At 42.8% G+C, this 15,487-nt stretch carries 10 protein-coding genes and 1 tRNA gene; 6 read left to right on the top strand and 5 right to left on the bottom strand.

The genetic code is table 11. The features are described from left to right. The first annotated feature begins 479 nt into the window (after positions 1-479). The 5 genes from QUA83_RS02790 to QUA83_RS02770 all read left to right on the top strand — a co-directional run bounded on the left by QUA83_RS02790 (position 480) and on the right by QUA83_RS02770 (position 7,037). The gene (locus tag QUA83_RS02790) at positions 480-3,275 is read left to right on the top strand and encodes a PAS domain S-box protein (protein ID WP_333291337.1); all 2,796 of its coding nucleotides are present in this window, start codon (positions 480-482) and stop codon (positions 3,273-3,275) included. Between the two features lie 47 nt (positions 3,276-3,322). Beyond that, positions 3,323-3,769 (top strand): response regulator, encoded by a 447-nt coding sequence (locus tag QUA83_RS02785; protein WP_333291335.1) that lies wholly within the window; start codon positions 3,323-3,325, stop codon positions 3,767-3,769. A 307-nt stretch (positions 3,770-4,076) separates the two neighbouring features. Further along, positions 4,077-4,229 (top strand): hypothetical protein, encoded by a 153-nt coding sequence (locus QUA83_RS02780; protein ID WP_333291333.1) that lies wholly within the window; start codon positions 4,077-4,079, stop codon positions 4,227-4,229. Positions 4,230-4,320: 91 nt separating this feature from the next. Next, positions 4,321-5,823 carry an ATP-binding protein gene (locus QUA83_RS02775; protein WP_333291331.1) on the top strand — a complete coding sequence of 501 codons (1,503 nt, stop codon included), beginning with the start codon at positions 4,321-4,323 and terminating at the stop codon, positions 5,821-5,823. 125 nt (positions 5,824-5,948) lie between these two features. Continuing rightward, entirely contained in the window at positions 5,949-7,037 is a 1,089-nt protein-coding gene (locus tag QUA83_RS02770) for a response regulator (RefSeq protein ID WP_333291329.1), read from the top strand. A 202-nt stretch (positions 7,038-7,239) separates the two neighbouring features. On the opposite strand, the gene QUA83_RS02765 is transcribed toward QUA83_RS02770, so the two are convergent. The 4 genes from QUA83_RS02765 to QUA83_RS02750 form a co-directional block, all read right to left on the bottom strand. Next, entirely contained in the window at positions 7,240-9,846 is a 2,607-nt protein-coding gene (locus QUA83_RS02765) for a PAS domain S-box protein (RefSeq protein ID WP_333291327.1), read from the bottom strand. Next, the gene (locus tag QUA83_RS02760; RefSeq protein ID WP_333291325.1) at positions 9,843-10,238 is read right to left on the bottom strand and encodes a response regulator; all 396 of its coding nucleotides are present in this window, start codon (positions 10,236-10,238) and stop codon (positions 9,843-9,845) included. Before QUA83_RS02760 ends, QUA83_RS02765 begins: the two co-directional genes overlap by 4 nt. A gap of 125 nt (positions 10,239-10,363) precedes the next feature. Then, a complete protein-coding gene (locus QUA83_RS02755; RefSeq protein WP_333291324.1) occupies positions 10,364-11,800 on the bottom strand; it encodes a response regulator in 1,437 nt (478 codons plus the stop codon). Next, entirely contained in the window at positions 11,793-14,660 is a 2,868-nt protein-coding gene (locus QUA83_RS02750) for an ATP-binding protein (protein ID WP_333291322.1), read from the bottom strand. The genes QUA83_RS02755 and QUA83_RS02750 overlap by 8 nt, the downstream gene beginning before the upstream one ends. 370 nt (positions 14,661-15,030) lie before the next feature. Here QUA83_RS02750 and QUA83_RS02745 point away from each other — a divergent pair. Next, positions 15,031-15,103, top strand: a tRNA-Arg gene (locus QUA83_RS02745). 66 nt (positions 15,104-15,169) lie between these two features. Here the strand turns inward: QUA83_RS02745 and QUA83_RS02740 are convergent. After that, positions 15,170-15,334: a hypothetical protein gene (locus QUA83_RS02740; protein WP_333291320.1), complete on the bottom strand. Its 165-nt coding sequence runs from the start codon at positions 15,332-15,334 to the stop codon at positions 15,170-15,172. Between the last annotated feature and the right edge of the window lie 153 nt (positions 15,335-15,487).

Below are 15,487 nucleotides of genomic sequence, written 5' to 3'. Positions count from 1 at the left end.
CGATGTAACAGATGTAACCGATGGATGGAAAAAGACTTTAGTTATTTAGAAGATAAGGAAGAAGGAAGGAAAACCTAAAATCCTAAAATCTCAAATCGGCATATAGGGTTTCACTTCGTCATAGCTCACATCTTGCACCATTGTCAGCAACAGGCTTTTCGGCCTGTTCCACAAGAGATGAATTTTCTTGTGGAACGGGCCGAAAAGCCTGTTCCTAAAAGGATTATTGAGAATGGTGCAACATATGAGTTATACCCAACCTAGAGCTCGCTACAGCTCGCGAATCATTGAGAATTGCTATATTAAGACTTACGGAAGAAAAACCAGTTTCTACCACAATATTCGGTTTGGCAACGAGATTTTTATGAAGAAACCGGGTTTTTAGCCCCCCGTGCCTCCAGAACTGTATATTTCAGAGAGTTAAGATAAGTTATAAGTTATTGCGTTAAATTACTCCTTCCCTATTTGCCATTCCGTTTATGATTTGGAATTTTTTAAATCAGTTGTTATTCACCGGCAATTATATTCCTCAAGGCTACTGTTACCTTTGGCAGCGAGAGCTAGTCGCGCTCCACATAGTTTCAGACTCTATCATTGCCCTGGCATACTATTCAATACCGCTATCCCTAATTTATTTTATAGGTCAGCGAAAAGACTTACCCTTCCGCAACATCTTTTGGCTGCTTGCAGCCTTTATTATCTCCTGCGGCACTACTCATATAATGGAAGTTTGGACGCTTTGGCATCCTGTTTATTGGGTTTCTGGCATTCTAAAAATTATTACCGCCGCGATTTCTGGTTACACCGCTTTTGCATTAATTCCTTTCGTTCCCCAAGCATTAACTCTGCTGAGTCCAACTCAATTAGGGATGATCGATCTAATACTGCAAAAAGAAATAATTGAACGCCGAGAAACGGAAGCTCGCTATCAAACTTTAACTGAAGCTTCGCCGGTAGGAATCTTTTATGCAGATGCTGGAGGAGACTGCTTGTATGTCAACGAGCGCTGGTGTCAAATTTCGGGAATAACTTGTGATGAAGCTTTGGGCAAAGGGTGGCTGCAAGGCATTCATCCAGACGATCGCGATCGGGTTTTTTCTGAATGGTATAGCGCCGCGCAGGAGAAATTGCCGTTTAAATCTGAGTACCGCTTTCAAGGCATTAATCACACTCAAATCAGTTGGGTATTCGGTCAATCTGTCGGTCAAATCGGAGAAAATGGGGCGGTTAAAAGTTATGTCTGTACTATTACTGATATTACAGAACGCAAGCAGATAGAAGAGGAAAATCGACTGCTCAATGAAACTCTGGAGCATCGAGTTGCTGAGCGCACTGCTCAAATTGAAATTTCTAACCACCAATTGCAAAAAGAAATAGCTTACCGCGAAAAAATTGCGCTCACTTTGTTGGAATTGACGCAACTGCAAAATGCTATTCTTAATAGCGCTAACTACACAATTATTTCTACCGATTCCGACGGTACAATTAAAACATTTAATCGGGCAGCAGAGCAACTTTTAGGTTATTCGCTAGAAGAAGTAGTGGGGAAAGTCACCATAGCAATAATTCACGAGCCTCTGGAGGTCGCTCAAAGAGCTGAAGTTCTTTCTCAAGAATTGGGAGTGAAAATAGAGCCGGGAATTCAAGTATTATTTACCTTGCCGTGCCGGGAAATCGCGGACGAAAATGAATGGACTTATATTCGCAAAGATGGTTCGCGGTTTCCGGTACTGCTGTCGGTGACTGCCTTATTTGATAGTAGCGGAAATATTAACGGTTTTTTGGGTATTGGTCAGGATATTAGCGATCGCAAACAAGCTGAAAAAGAGCTGCGTGACCTAACCAGTGCAATGCAAAATGCGGTGGAAGGCATTTCGCGGCTGGATATTGAGGGGCGGTACGTGAAGGTTAACCGAGCTTACGCTCATAAATGCGGTTACGAACCGGACCAAATGCTTGGCATGAAATGGCAGAGCACCGTACATCCGGGCGATGTTGAGATGATGCTCTCAGCTTATCAGGAAATGCTAATTTCTGGCAAAGTAGAAGTTGAAGCTAGAGGAGTCCGAAAAAATCGCTCATTTTTTTATAAGCAATTAACGATGGTAAAATCTTGCGACGCACAAGGGATATTTAACGGTCACCACTGTTTTATGAAAGATATCACTGAGCGGAAACTAACTGAAACTGCTTTGCTGGAAAGCGAATTCAAGTACAGGCAAATAGTTGAATTAGCAGAAGAAGGTATTTGGGTAATTGACAGAAATGGCCTCACGACTTACGTAAACCACGCAATGGCGCGAATGCTAGGTTATAGTGAATTAGAAATGTTCGGGCGGTCGCTTTTTGATTTTATGGACGAACGGGAAAAACCACAAGCTATTGAAAATGTCGAGCGGCGCAAGCAAGGTATTGGTGAACAACACGAATTTAAATTCAAAAGCAAGGACGGTAAAGATATTTGGACTGATATGTCTACCAGTCCAGTCATGGACTCCGAGGGTAATCTGCTGTCTTGTTGCGCCTTGGTTTACAACATTACAAGCCGCAAAGAAGCAGAGCAGCAAATGCTGCAACTGACAGAAGATTTGAAGCGTTCCAACGAGGAATTAGAACAATTTGCTTATGTGGCTTCCCACGATTTGCAAGAACCGCTCCGAGCCGTTACCAGTTACACTCAATTGCTTGCCCAACGCTATCAAGGAAATTTGGACGATCGCGCAGATAAGTATATTAATTATATTGTCGATGGCGCCACCAGAATGCAGCAGTTAATTAACGATTTGTTGGCGTATTCGCGCCTGGGAACGAGGGGTCAGGAGTTTGAGCAGGCGGACTGCAACGCTGTGGTTAAGCAAACTATGTGCAATTTGCAAATTGCGATCGCCGAAACAAAAGCTGTAATCACCTGCGACGCGATGCCAACTGTAATGGCGGATGAATTTCAACTGGTGCAATTATTCCAAAATTTACTCGCCAACAGCATCAAATTTTGTCGCCAAGATATCCCGTTGATTCATATCGCTGCCCGTAGGCAAGAGAGCGAATGGGTGTTCAGTGTCCGCGATAACGGCATTGGCATTGATCCCCAGTATGCCGAGCGCATTTTTATCATTTTTGCGCGCCTGCACTCCCGCCGCCAATATTCCGGTACTGGTATAGGTTTGGCGATGTGCAAGCGCATTGTTGAACGCCACGGCGGTCGCATCTGGGTGGAATCTCAAGAGGGAAAAGGAGCTACTTTTTACTTCACTATTCCTATAATTAGTACCTGAAGCCTCAAATTCAATTTTGTTTTTATACTTTAAAGGATACGCCAGTTATGAGCGATCGAAGCACTGTTAGACCTATAGAGATTCTGCTGATTGAGGATTCTCCCAGCGATGCGGATTTGGCAAGAGAAGTCCTCAGTCAGGGTAAAATATTGAATAACTTGCATTTTGTGGAGGATGGAGTCGAAGCAATCAAGTTTTTGCGCCGAAAAGAACCCTATCTCAGGGTACCTCGTCCTGATTTGATTTTGCTCGATTTGCATCTGCCGAAAAAAAGCGGAATTGAAGTGCTAGAAGAAATTAAAACAGACCCAAACTTAAAATTAATTCCTGTAGTAATTCTCAGCACTTCAGCAGCGCCGGAAGATATTTTTAAGTCATACTCTCTCCACGCCAACTGTTATATAACAAAACCGGTAGACTTCGTGGAATTTACTAAAGTAGTCAGGTTGATTGAGGAATTCTGGCTGGCAGTCGTCAAACTTCCTCTAAATTAAACGAACAGATGCTTTGCTTATGAGCGCTCTAAAAATTTTTAACCTATGGAAATTCGGCTATTCGATGATTTGCTCAGCGATGCTGAATGGGGTTTAGAAAAGCTGGCAACAGCAAAATTTTAACAATTTGCCTAAGAGTAGAAGATATGGTATTAACAATAAATTTATTGAACAAAGAAGGCTGATATGTTCGCATTTATGTTCCGATTTGATTTTGATGGACTTGATTGTGTCTAACAAACACGGTGGGTAAATATTGATATAAATTCCATCAGCACTCAAGTTAAAAATGATTCCGGTGGTAATTATGACAACCTCAGCAGCCGATGAAGAGATGCTCAAGTTTTATCCCCTGTCAGCCCGGTGCTACATCACTAAGCCTAACGATTTTAGTCAAGTCGCTAAGCTGGTGAGATGGATTGAGGATTGGTGGCTGGTGGTGGTGACAGTTCCCCAATAAGAATTTTAAAGTTGAAAATGGCAAGGGAAAGCAAAAAAGTTTAACCTAAGATTGGTAGAGTAAAAAGTTTACAGTCAAAAACGTCTAAGCTATGTGGATTAAGATTCTGTTAGTAGAAGACAATCCTGCTGATGCTGATTTGCTTGCAGAACTGTTAGAAGTATCTGTGGGCGTCGAGTGGGAACTGGTGTCTGTTGAGTTCCTGCATGAGGCGATCGCACAACTGTGTAAACAACCCTTTGATGTAGTTTTGCTCGACCTTTCTTTGCCCGACAGCCGTGGTTTGGAAACGCTAACTCGCCTGCGAGAAGTTGCTCCTGATGTGCCAATGGTGGTAATGACAGGCTTGGACGATGAGGCGATCGCCCTAGAATCAGTTCGCTTGGGAGCTCAAGACTATATTGTTAAAGGTCAAATTACTACTCAATTATTAGTGCGGACGATCCGCTACGCGATCGAACGATCTCAAACATTTAAAATGCTGCGGGAAAGCGAGCGCCGCTTTCGGGCGATTTTTGACTCGTCGTTTCAGCTAACCAAGCTGCTGACTCCCGAAGGAATTGTGCTGGAAGTCAACGAGACAGCCCTCGATTTTGCCGGATTGCGATCGGAGGGTATTGTGGGCCGCCCGATTTGGGAAATGGCGATTTGGGCCCAGTCGCCACAGGTTTCCGAACAATTGCAATGCGCGATCGGCAAAGCCAGTCGCGGCGAGTTTTTCCGCAGCGAAATCGACTTGTTAGGCAAAAGCGGCCAAATTATGACAGTTGATTTCTCACTGAAACCTGTTAAAAATGAAACAGGACAAGTTTTGCTGCTGATTGCGGAAGCCCGTGACATTAGCGATCGCAAACGAGCAGAAGCGGAAATTCTCAAAGCCCTCGCACGAGAAAAGGAACTTTCAGAACTGCGAGCTAAATTTGTCACAATGGTTTCCCACGAGTTCCGCACACCTTTGACAACTATCCAATTTTCCGCTGGATTGCTGCAAGATTACAGTTCTCAGTGGCCCCAAGATAAAAAATCTACTCATTTTGTGCGGATTCAATTAGCAATTAAACGCATGACAGAGTTATTAGAAGATATCCTCGTAATTGGCAAAATTGAAGCCAATACCTTGCAGTTTCAACCGGTTTCCTTAAACCTAGAAAAATTTTGCCGTCAACTGGTAGAAGAGCAGCAGCTCAACGACAGCAACCAACACCCGATCGCCTTTCAATATGAAGGCGGCAACTGCGAGGCTCAAATGGATGAAAAACTGCTGCAGCAAATCTTGGGAAATGTCCTCTCAAATGCCATCAAATATTCCCCCGTCGGCAGTACAGTTTCCTTGCACCTCAACTGTCAAAACAACGAAGCTGTGTTCCAAGTTCAAGACCAGGGCATCGGCATTCCCCAAGCCGATAGAGAGCGGATCTTAGAAACTTTTTACCGATCTCCAAATGTCGGCACTATTTCGGGAACAGGTCTCGGTTTAGCAATTGTGAAGAGGGCTGTGGAACTTCACGGTGGCGAACTTGCGATCGAAAGTCAAGAAGGAAAAGGCACAACTTTCACTATTACCTTGCCTTTAATATGCACTCCCCGTCAATAACCACTGAATTATTAACTATATATATCTGCGATTTAACGATTAATCAAGCCCCTAACCAACAAACTTATCAAGTATCTAAACCCAGAATTTGTCCAAAAAACTACTAACTAAAAGGAGCTATCACCGTGGCTAAGATTTTGGTAATAGAAGACGAAGAAGCGATTAGAGAGAATATTTTAGAGTTGCTGGAAGCCGAGAATTTTGAAGGAATAGGAGCGAGTAACGGCAAAGTCGGCATCAAATTGGCGATCGAAAAAATCCCGGATTTAATTTTGTGCGACATGATGATGCCGGAAGTAGACGGTCACGGCGTCATCAAAGCTTTGCGATCCGAACCCTTGACTGCCACAATTCCGTTTATTTTCCTCACAGCCAAAGCCGATAAAATTGACGTTCGCACGGGCATGGAACTGGGAGCTGACGATTATATTACTAAGCCCTGTACGCCGCAAGAACTGCTAAAAGCCATTGCTATTAGACTTGAAAAACAAAAAACAATTAGCCGACAATCTCAAAAGACGCTAGACGAATTACGCACCAATATTAGTATGTCGCTACCCCACGAATTGCGGACTCCTTTGAATGCAATTCTGGGTTTTTCTGAGCTAATTTTGTCAGAATATAAGGTCTTAGAGGAATCAGATATCTTAGAGATGATCGGTCAAATTCAAACTTCCGGTCATCGCTTGTATCGGCTGATTCAGAACTTTTTACTGTATGCAGAACTGGAGATAGCGGCCACAAATGCCGAACTGCTAAAGGAGATGCGAAACAGCGAATTTAGCTGTGTAAAATCTTTGCTGAGTCAAAAAGCGCGGCAGCAAGCAAAACACGCGAATAGAACCGACGATTTACAATTAAACTTGCAAGATGCCTCGGTAGCTATGGATTCTGTCCGACTCGCAAAAATTGTTGAAGAACTATTGGACAATGCCTTCAAATTTTCTTTAGAAGGAACGCCTGTTTTATTAAGCACTTCCGTCGAAAATCAGACTTTTATTCTGTCTGTAAAAGACCAAGGTCGTGGCATGACAGCCGATCAGATTGCACAGCTAGAAGCTTACAGGCAGTTCGATCGCAAACTTTACCAACAAGCCGGTTTGGGATTGGGCCTGGCTATTGTTCAACGCCTTGTAGAATTGCACGGAGGAGAATTTAAAATAGAAAGTTTCCCGCAGAAAGAAACCATAGTTTGCGTTTCCTTGCCTGTCTAAACAATGATTGTTCCCGTTTCCAAAAAGAATACAACTGTCGGCAAAATCTCAGCCCTTATGGCATAAGTCATTCCCAATTCTCAAATCTATAGCGGTTCTCAAGCGTGGTGAGGTATGCCCTATGCCCTATGCCCTATGCCCTATGCCCTATGCCCATGAGTACCTCATCTTTCTGAGAAAGGCTATAAACTCTCAAATCGTATTATGCAGGAGCGATCGCGCCTTTCAGACACCGCTGCATATAAATTTGAGCTACCTTATCATTAGGGTTGATTTCCAAGCAGGCCGAAAACAATCTTATAGCTTCGCCACACTTGTCACTATTGTAGAGTACCAAAGCTTGCTCAAAGATTGTCTTTGTCTCTAACTTTTTCTGTCGTAACTCTGGCGGATCGGCCGCAAATACTTCATAAAGTGTTACCATTCGCGATTTGCCTTTAACTGTTACGCGATCGATCAACCTCAAATCATAAAAATCGTTTAACTGTATAAAAGTATTGTGAGTAATTAACATCGAAACTTCATACTCTTTCGTCAAAGTTTCCACGCGGGAGGCTAAGTTGACCGCATCGCTAATCACCGTGCTGTCCATCCGACTTTGGCCGCCCACCGTGCCTAACATCAAAGAACCCGTATTGATGCCAATGCCAATTTGCAGCGGCGGGCAATCAACCTGATTACGACTAATATTATACTCGTTAAGCTCTTCTAGCATTGCAATTCCAGCTTTCACCGCATCGTCCGCACTGCCATCAAACAGCGCCATAATCGCATCGCCAATGTATTTATCAATAAAACCAAAATTGTCAGTAATTGCCGGTTCCATCCGCGACAAATAACCATTAATAAATTGAAAATTCTCTGCGGGATTCATCCTTTCCGAAAGAGAAGTGAAATCGCGGATATCTGAAAACAGCACCGACATTTCTTTCTGTACCTGATCGCCTAATTTGACTTCCAGAATACTTTCATATCCCAGAAAGTGGAGAAATTGGTGCGGCACAAACCGCCCGTAAGCATCTGTTAATTTTTCTTCCGCTGCTAAAGCTTTTTGTAACTCGTCTGTGAATTGGCGGCGCTCGGTTTCTACCTCTAGACGTTCCGTGATGTCTTGAAAAGCGGCGATCGCGTAAACTATGTTTTTCCGTTCGTCGTAGATTGGAGTCGCCCAAACCTCGATCGGCACAATCCGATCAGATCCATGAATTTCTAGATCGTCCATACGCACAAATTCTCCCCGCAACGCCCGAACAATCGGTTGGCTATCCCTCGGATACAATTGATTAGTTCCAGCGTCGTAAAAATGATAAGCTTCAGGAAATTGCTCAGTACCCCCATCAAAAATTAAACCTTGGGCGAGTATCCTTTCGCCCCAAGAATTCATGTAAAAAGGTTTACCCTTACCATCCACAACAAATATTCCCACTGGCATCGCTTCCAGGAATTGAGTCAATCGGCTTTCGTTCTCTGACAGTGCCTCATTTAACTTTTCTTCTGCTGCCAAAGCTTTTTCTAAATCATTAGTAAACCTGATTCGTTCCACTTCCACCTGTCTTTGCAAACTAATATCCTTAGCAAAACCCTGATAGTAAAGCACTTCACCGTTAGCATCATAAACTGTGCGCGCATACTCAGAAATCCAGATAATGCTGCCATCTCGACAGTAAACCTGAGACTCAAACTCACACAGAGTACCGTGCTGTTTCATCAGCGTCAGAAACTCTTGACGGCGGTTCGGTTCCACGTACAATTGCTGCTGAATATCATTAATACTTTCTATCAATTCTGACGCAGAATCGTAGCCGTAAATTTCCGCCAGAGCAGGATTTGCACTGATAAAATGTCCGTCCGGCGTCGTCTGAAAAATACCTTCTAGAGCATTTTCAAATATCCCGCGATACTTCTCTTCAGCTTGAATTAGCGCCGCTTCAGCTTCCTTGCGTTCAGTTATGTCACTAAAAGCAATAATCGCATAGGAAATGTCGCCTGTAGAATCATAAATTGGAGTTGCCCAACTCTCGACAGGAATAATCTTATTAGCTGTACGAATTTCTACACCCTCAGTCCGGACATTTTCGCCCCGCAGCGCCCGCATAATTGGCAATTCTTCCACGGGGCATCTCTGATTAGTGCCGATTTTATAGAATTGATAAATTGCTGCTTTTTGCTCTGAATTAATATGCGGCACAGTGCCGTTGCCAAATACATCCCGCGCTTTCTGGTTAGCGTAGAAAGATTGCCCGTTTGCATCAAGTACACAGACGCCCAATGGCATAGCTTCTAAATATTGCGTCAATCGACTTTCGTTTTCATGGAGTTTGGCAATCAGCATCGCCTGCTTGCGGTTTAACTTTACCAACTCCTGATTCATTTCGTGAAGTTCTCTTTGTTTCTCAGCTAATTGTTTATCTTGAAAATATCTATATATTGCCTCAGTGACAGTTAATTTTAAGTCATCACATTGCCAAGGTTTAGGTATATATCGGTACAATTTAGCATAGTTAATAGCATTGGCGACCGCATCCAAATCAGCCTGCCCCGTCAGCATAATCTTGAGACAGTTCGGCGAGATAGCATGAACGCTCCTTAATAGTTCGTCTCCTTTCATACTAGGCATGATATGATCCGAAATAACCACAGGAACTTCATACTGTTCTGCTAAAAGTTCTGACAGCAACTCTAAAGCTTCTTCGCCACTTTGGGCCGTTTCAATTAAATATTTATCTTCAAAGGCTTTTAGGAGGTCTATTTCCAGACTATCGAGTATAGTCTGCTCATCATCGACACAAATAATGACTGGTTTTTTCATAAATTTGCTAGACCAGACTTAATCGCTTCAATTAATTCTTGATTTCGCCAAGGCTTTTCTATGAAAGCATGAAGATTTGCTTGAGTTTTTGTGCGTTCGATTGCTTCTGTATCTGCTTGTCCTGTCAGCATCACTGTCACAATTTGCGGATATTTTTGATGAATTTTAATCAGCAACTCATCTCCTTTCATTCCGGGCATCAACCAATCAGAGACAATTACTAAAATGTTAACCTCAGCTTCACATAGCTCTTCAATAATTTCCAGGGCTTCGGCCGCACTTTCAGCAAATTCGCAAAGATATTTACCGTTAAAGGCCTGTTGCAGTTCTATTTCCAGACTTTCCAACACTCCTACTTCATCGTCCACACACAAAATTGCTGATTTAGACATCGCTAGTTTCCTTCTTTAGTGTGGCATGGTGAACCCTCATGGGCAGTACACCGTTTTCCAAATTCTACATTCTGCGCGAGTAGACTGCAAATTTTCGCCCCAGACTTCAGTCTCCGACGCTTTACCTACTCAGTTAAATTAATCGGCAAAGACACGGTAAATTCTGTTTTACCGGGCATCGACTCCACATCAATTTTACCCTGATGTTTTTCAATTATTTTTTTGACAATATCCAGCCCCAACCCGCTGCCTTCGCCCGCAGGTTTGGTAGTAAAAAAAGGCTCAAAAATTTTCTGAATAATCTCTGGTTGAATGCCCTTACCGCTGTCAATAATTTTTACCAAGACGCTGGTATCTTGTTGTACCGCGTCAATTGTTAAAGTTCCTTGATTATCCATCGCTTGTAAGGCATTGTGAATTAAATTTGTCCAAACTTGATTGAGTTCGTCGGGATAACACAGTACCACAGGCAATTGATCTTGATAGTTTCTGACAACTTCCACACCCTGCTTGATTTGGTTTTGATAAAGAGTTAATACAGTTTCAATTCCATCCGTAATATTCACTTGTATTTTTTCCCCATTTACATCGTAACGCGCATAATTTTTCAGAGCAAAGACGACTTTTGCAGCGCGATCAGTAGCGGTAGCAATGGTTCGGGCGCTTCTGTGAATGCTAGCAAAGTCGTAGGCGGTTTTTATAATATTTTCGCTGTCAGGATCTTTGAGCAACGACAAGAATTCTTGCAGATTTCCTTGCAATCCGATATTGACTAAAATACTAGCAAGGCTGTCAGAGTTGTCAATGCCTTCCGACTCTAGTTGCTGCTTCACGCCTTTTTTCAATACCCGTTTTTCGCGAGTAGATAAAGAGTAATTTTGTTGACTAGAACTGTACATCAAACGCAAGAAATCTTGCTGGCGTTCTGCTGACAGTTCTTTAAAAAAAACTGGCAAACTTTCGAGATTGTTATCCAAAAAGCTGGTAATATTTCCAATAGACGATCGAATCGCTCCCAACGGCGTATTGATTTCGTGAGCAATGCCCGCAATCAGTTGCCCTAATGCCGCCATTTTTTCCGATTGTACTAATTGATTCTGAGTAGCTTGCAATTGGTCTAAAGTAACTGTAAGTTCATTGTTTTTCTGTTGGAGTTTTTTTCGCAACTGGCATATTGCTAAATGGGTTTCTACTCTCACTAGAACCTCTTCCACCTGAAATGGCTTGGTAATATAATCTACCCCGCCCACAGCAAAGGCTTTGACCTTATCAAGTACGTCATTAATTGCGCTAATAAAAATTACCGGGATGTCGCAAGTTCGTTCATCAGCTTTGATCTTTTCACAAACTTCATATCCATTCATTTCGGGCATCATAATATCCAGCAAAATCAAATCGGGAGGCATACCTTTTGCCGCCGAAAGCGCTAACTCCCCGCTAGGTACCGGACGCACTTTATAGCCCTTGCTATTCAAAATTCCCGCTAGCAGCCGCAAATTAGCTGGGGTGTCGTCAACTACTAAAATATTACCGCGAGCGGTGCTAATAATGTCGTTATTCATGTGATATTGCTTGAGATATTAACTTTAAAACTTTGTCGTACTCAAAATTTTCTATACAAGTTGCGATCGCAGCTGCGGTTACTGCATCCTTTAATCGAATTTGCTCTATCAAAGTATCAATTAAATCCATATCTGCATTCTGTATTGCTAGCTTTAAATCAGCTACCAGTGAATCAGGCAATTTTACGAAATCAGCCGCACTCATAGCGCGATCGCCCTCTTTGATTGCCGATAAATTAGTTTGACTAGGCTCTTCATAAATATAGCGCACTCCGATATGTTTGTGCATAGTATCAAAAATATCGGCTTCCCGGAAAGGCTTCCTCATAAAAGCATCGCAGCCCGCCGATAAAATAACTGCCCGTTCTTCCTCCAAAACGCTCGCTGTCAGCGCAATAATCGCAGTAGCTTGACCTTTAATAGTACCTTTAATGTATTGCGTAGCTTCGTAGCCGTCCATCACAGGCATTCTCATGTCCATCCAAATTAGATGCGGTTCCCAACTATCCCAAATCTCAATAGCTTCTTGACCGTTAGTAGCTTCTTTAAGTTCAAAACCCAGAGGAGAGAGGATTTTAATTAACAGTTGGCGGTTGAGCTGTTTATCGTCTACTATCAAAATTCGATAGGTGTGTTGGTTTGGAACCAGGGCTATAACATTCCGGCTCGGTTTTTGGCTTTCAATATCAGCCGCATCGACCGCAATAACTTGAATATCAAACTTAAAATTAGTTCCCTTACCAACAGCAGAACAGACGCTCATTTCGCCGCCCATTAATTCCACAAATTTGCGACTGATTGGCAATCCCAAGCCGGTACCTTCTTGCGAATCTTTGCCTGTCTTGGTTTGCACGAAAGGTTCAAAAAGATCGTCTAATTCATTGGTAGCAATACCGGGACCTGTATCCTCGACTTCAAAATGAAGGAAGAATGAAGAGGTAGAAGCTGCATCGTCATTTTGGGTTGCAATGATCTGGTTGTTTGACTGACTGAATTGAGATATTTTAAGACCATTACTTTCTGGAGTTTCTGTATTTTGTGATACTTCCGACTGATCAAAATTTCCCCCTTGTGCCTGCTGATTTATACCTAATGATTGCTTGCTAACTCTGACCGCTACACCGCCGTCATCGGTAAATTTAAGAGAGTTATTGAGCAGATTAATTAAGATTTGCCGCAACTTTAACTCGTCAGTTTCTATGTATTGTGGCACATCGGGACTGCGGTCAAAAACCAACTGCAAGTGCTTGTCATCTGCTTTGAGTTGAAACATATCTTCCAACTCATTGAGCAGGCGATAGAGGTCTATTTTATGAGGATTGAGGGTGGTGCGCCCCGATTCAATTTTAGATAAATCCAGCACGTTATTAATCAGTGTAAGGAGGTGTTCTCCGCTGCTCCTAATTATGCTAATATTTTCTTGATTTTCTGGGGACAGAGTTTGACTGCGAGTCATCAGTTGGGAAAAGCCGAGAATTGCATTGAGAGGCGATCGCAATTCGTGACTCATATTAGCAAGAAAGGTACTTTTAGCTTGGTTCGCTACTTCCGCTTTGTCTTTAGCTACAGCCAATTCTGCCGTCCGCTCTTGCACTCGCTGTTCTAAAGTTTCAAAAGATTGTTGCAGTTGTTGAGCCATGCTGTTAAATGACTTGGCTAATTCCCCCAATTCGTCGGAGCGTTCGCTTTCTACTGTTTTATCCCATTCACCTTTCGCAATATTTTTGGCTGCTGTATTTAAGCTCAAAATAGGATTTGTTACCCACTGAGAAGTCAGAATGCCAATCGCCACAGCTACTCCTAAAGCTGCGAAACAAAGCAAAACCGCTGTGCGGGTATTGGCATCGATTTCCTTGGTGAAATCTGCTTCGGGAACAACTACGACAATCAGCCAATCTAAACCTTTGCCGTCTTGGAACGGCAAGACTTTTAAAAATTGTCGCTTGTCATCTATTTCAAAGCTCAATAACTCGGATTTTTTAATTTGGTCTAATTTTTTAAATTTTGCAGTCAAATATTTAGCTGTCGCTTGAGTAAAAGGGTTGCTGCTTTCTGTAACTTTAAACAATTGTTTTTTATTACCTTTGGTGCGAAAGGGTGTTTCGGCGGTGGAAGTTGCTAATAAAGTACCCTGGCGATCGATAATAAATGTTTGACCGGATTTGCCAACTTTAAGACTGTTGAGAAATCTCCCAAGATGGTCGAGACGCAAAGCAGCACATAATACTCCTTCTAGCTGATTTTTTTCGCTGTATACCGGTTGGAGAGCGCTGATAATTAATGTCGGTTCTAGTAAGGAAACAAAAACCGAACTCCAAGTTGGCTGACCTGCTTTGACTGCACTTTTGTACGCAGGATGCTGTCGGTTATCAAAGTTTTTGACAACGGTGTCAACAGTAGTGCGATCGCCTCGCTCGCTTGTATTGTAAGAATAAAAATTTAACCCAGTAGATGTTTCTATCACATTCATCATCCGGGAGCCGTTAGACATTTGTTCACCGGATCTATAATCTCCCTTTTCGTTGCCCACCGAGGTAAAATTGATATATGGATATAATTGTACTTGCCTCAAAAGATATTTCTCCCAAGCTGATAAATTTTCCATCTTTAACAAGCCGAGCTTGACAGCATCCAGCTTGGTTTGATTGATTTGATGGGGAGTTGTCAGGTAAACTTGCAGGTTTTGCTCGACACGCAAACTCACCTCGCCCATTAACTGACTGGCAAGGTTATTAACTGCTTTTTGTCCGTTTCTAAAAGACAGATATCCTACGAGTCCCACGGCTCCCACGATTTGCAATACAAATGGAACTATGAGAACAGTTCGCAGCGGTAATTTGTCTAAAATTTTAGAAACCATAAGATTGAGGGGTTTGGTGAACTTAGTCTACAACCGTCTTTGCACAACCGGTCTTAACAGCAGCACCATTTATTTACTGCCGATTAGCTAGGGGGAATTGATGCGGGCTATTTTAGCTGTGGTAGATGCTCGACCTCGATCGAATGTGAACCTAATGTTTGCTCGATTAAAGTCTATTATTTTACCCCTTGTCGTATTATTGTTACCATTTAAGTAAAAGTTGCAGTCTCTGGCTTCGAGAACAGCCTGATATTTGATCATCGCGCGGGCGAGTTTAACCCGCATGGGTCAAGCGGTTTGGAAGCCGGCAAGGAAATTTGCGTCAGGACTCGCCATTTTCCGCAAGACGTGTTATACTGTAAACAGTCGAGGGCACGTAGCTCAGTGGATAGAGCATCAGGTTCCGGTCCTGAGGGTCGGGGGTTCAAATCCCTCCGTGCTCATTTTATATGTCTTTTGTGGAACAAGGGTTTTAGGTTAATTGTATTACCGATCGTCCTATTTTCCGCTCAAATTTCGCTCCCATCTGTTCCAAGTATCTCCAAAACCACCTCCATATCTGCCAAATTTGCCCAGGACTTTTTACGTCTGGCTTTTAACGGGTTGAGAAAGTCGGCTGGCTCTGGAAATTCTGCGACGGTCTGAGCGGAGTTTTCAAATCGCTCCGTACTCATTTAAATTTATAGAATGAGTGACTTTGAGAGACCGGGGACAAATTTTTGCCCTCGGTCTCAATTATTGTGATTTAAGCTTGAAATACTCACCGGGCTAAAGCCGCGGTGATTCTTGACGCTTCATCGGGTTTTGCTAATCGTTGCTAGTCTTAC

The organism is Microcoleus sp. K1-B1, assembly GCF_036704705.1.
Taxonomy (GTDB): domain Bacteria; phylum Cyanobacteriota; class Cyanobacteriia; order Cyanobacteriales; family Microcoleaceae; genus Microcoleus.
This window is presented reverse-complemented; position numbering and strand designations above follow the sequence as displayed.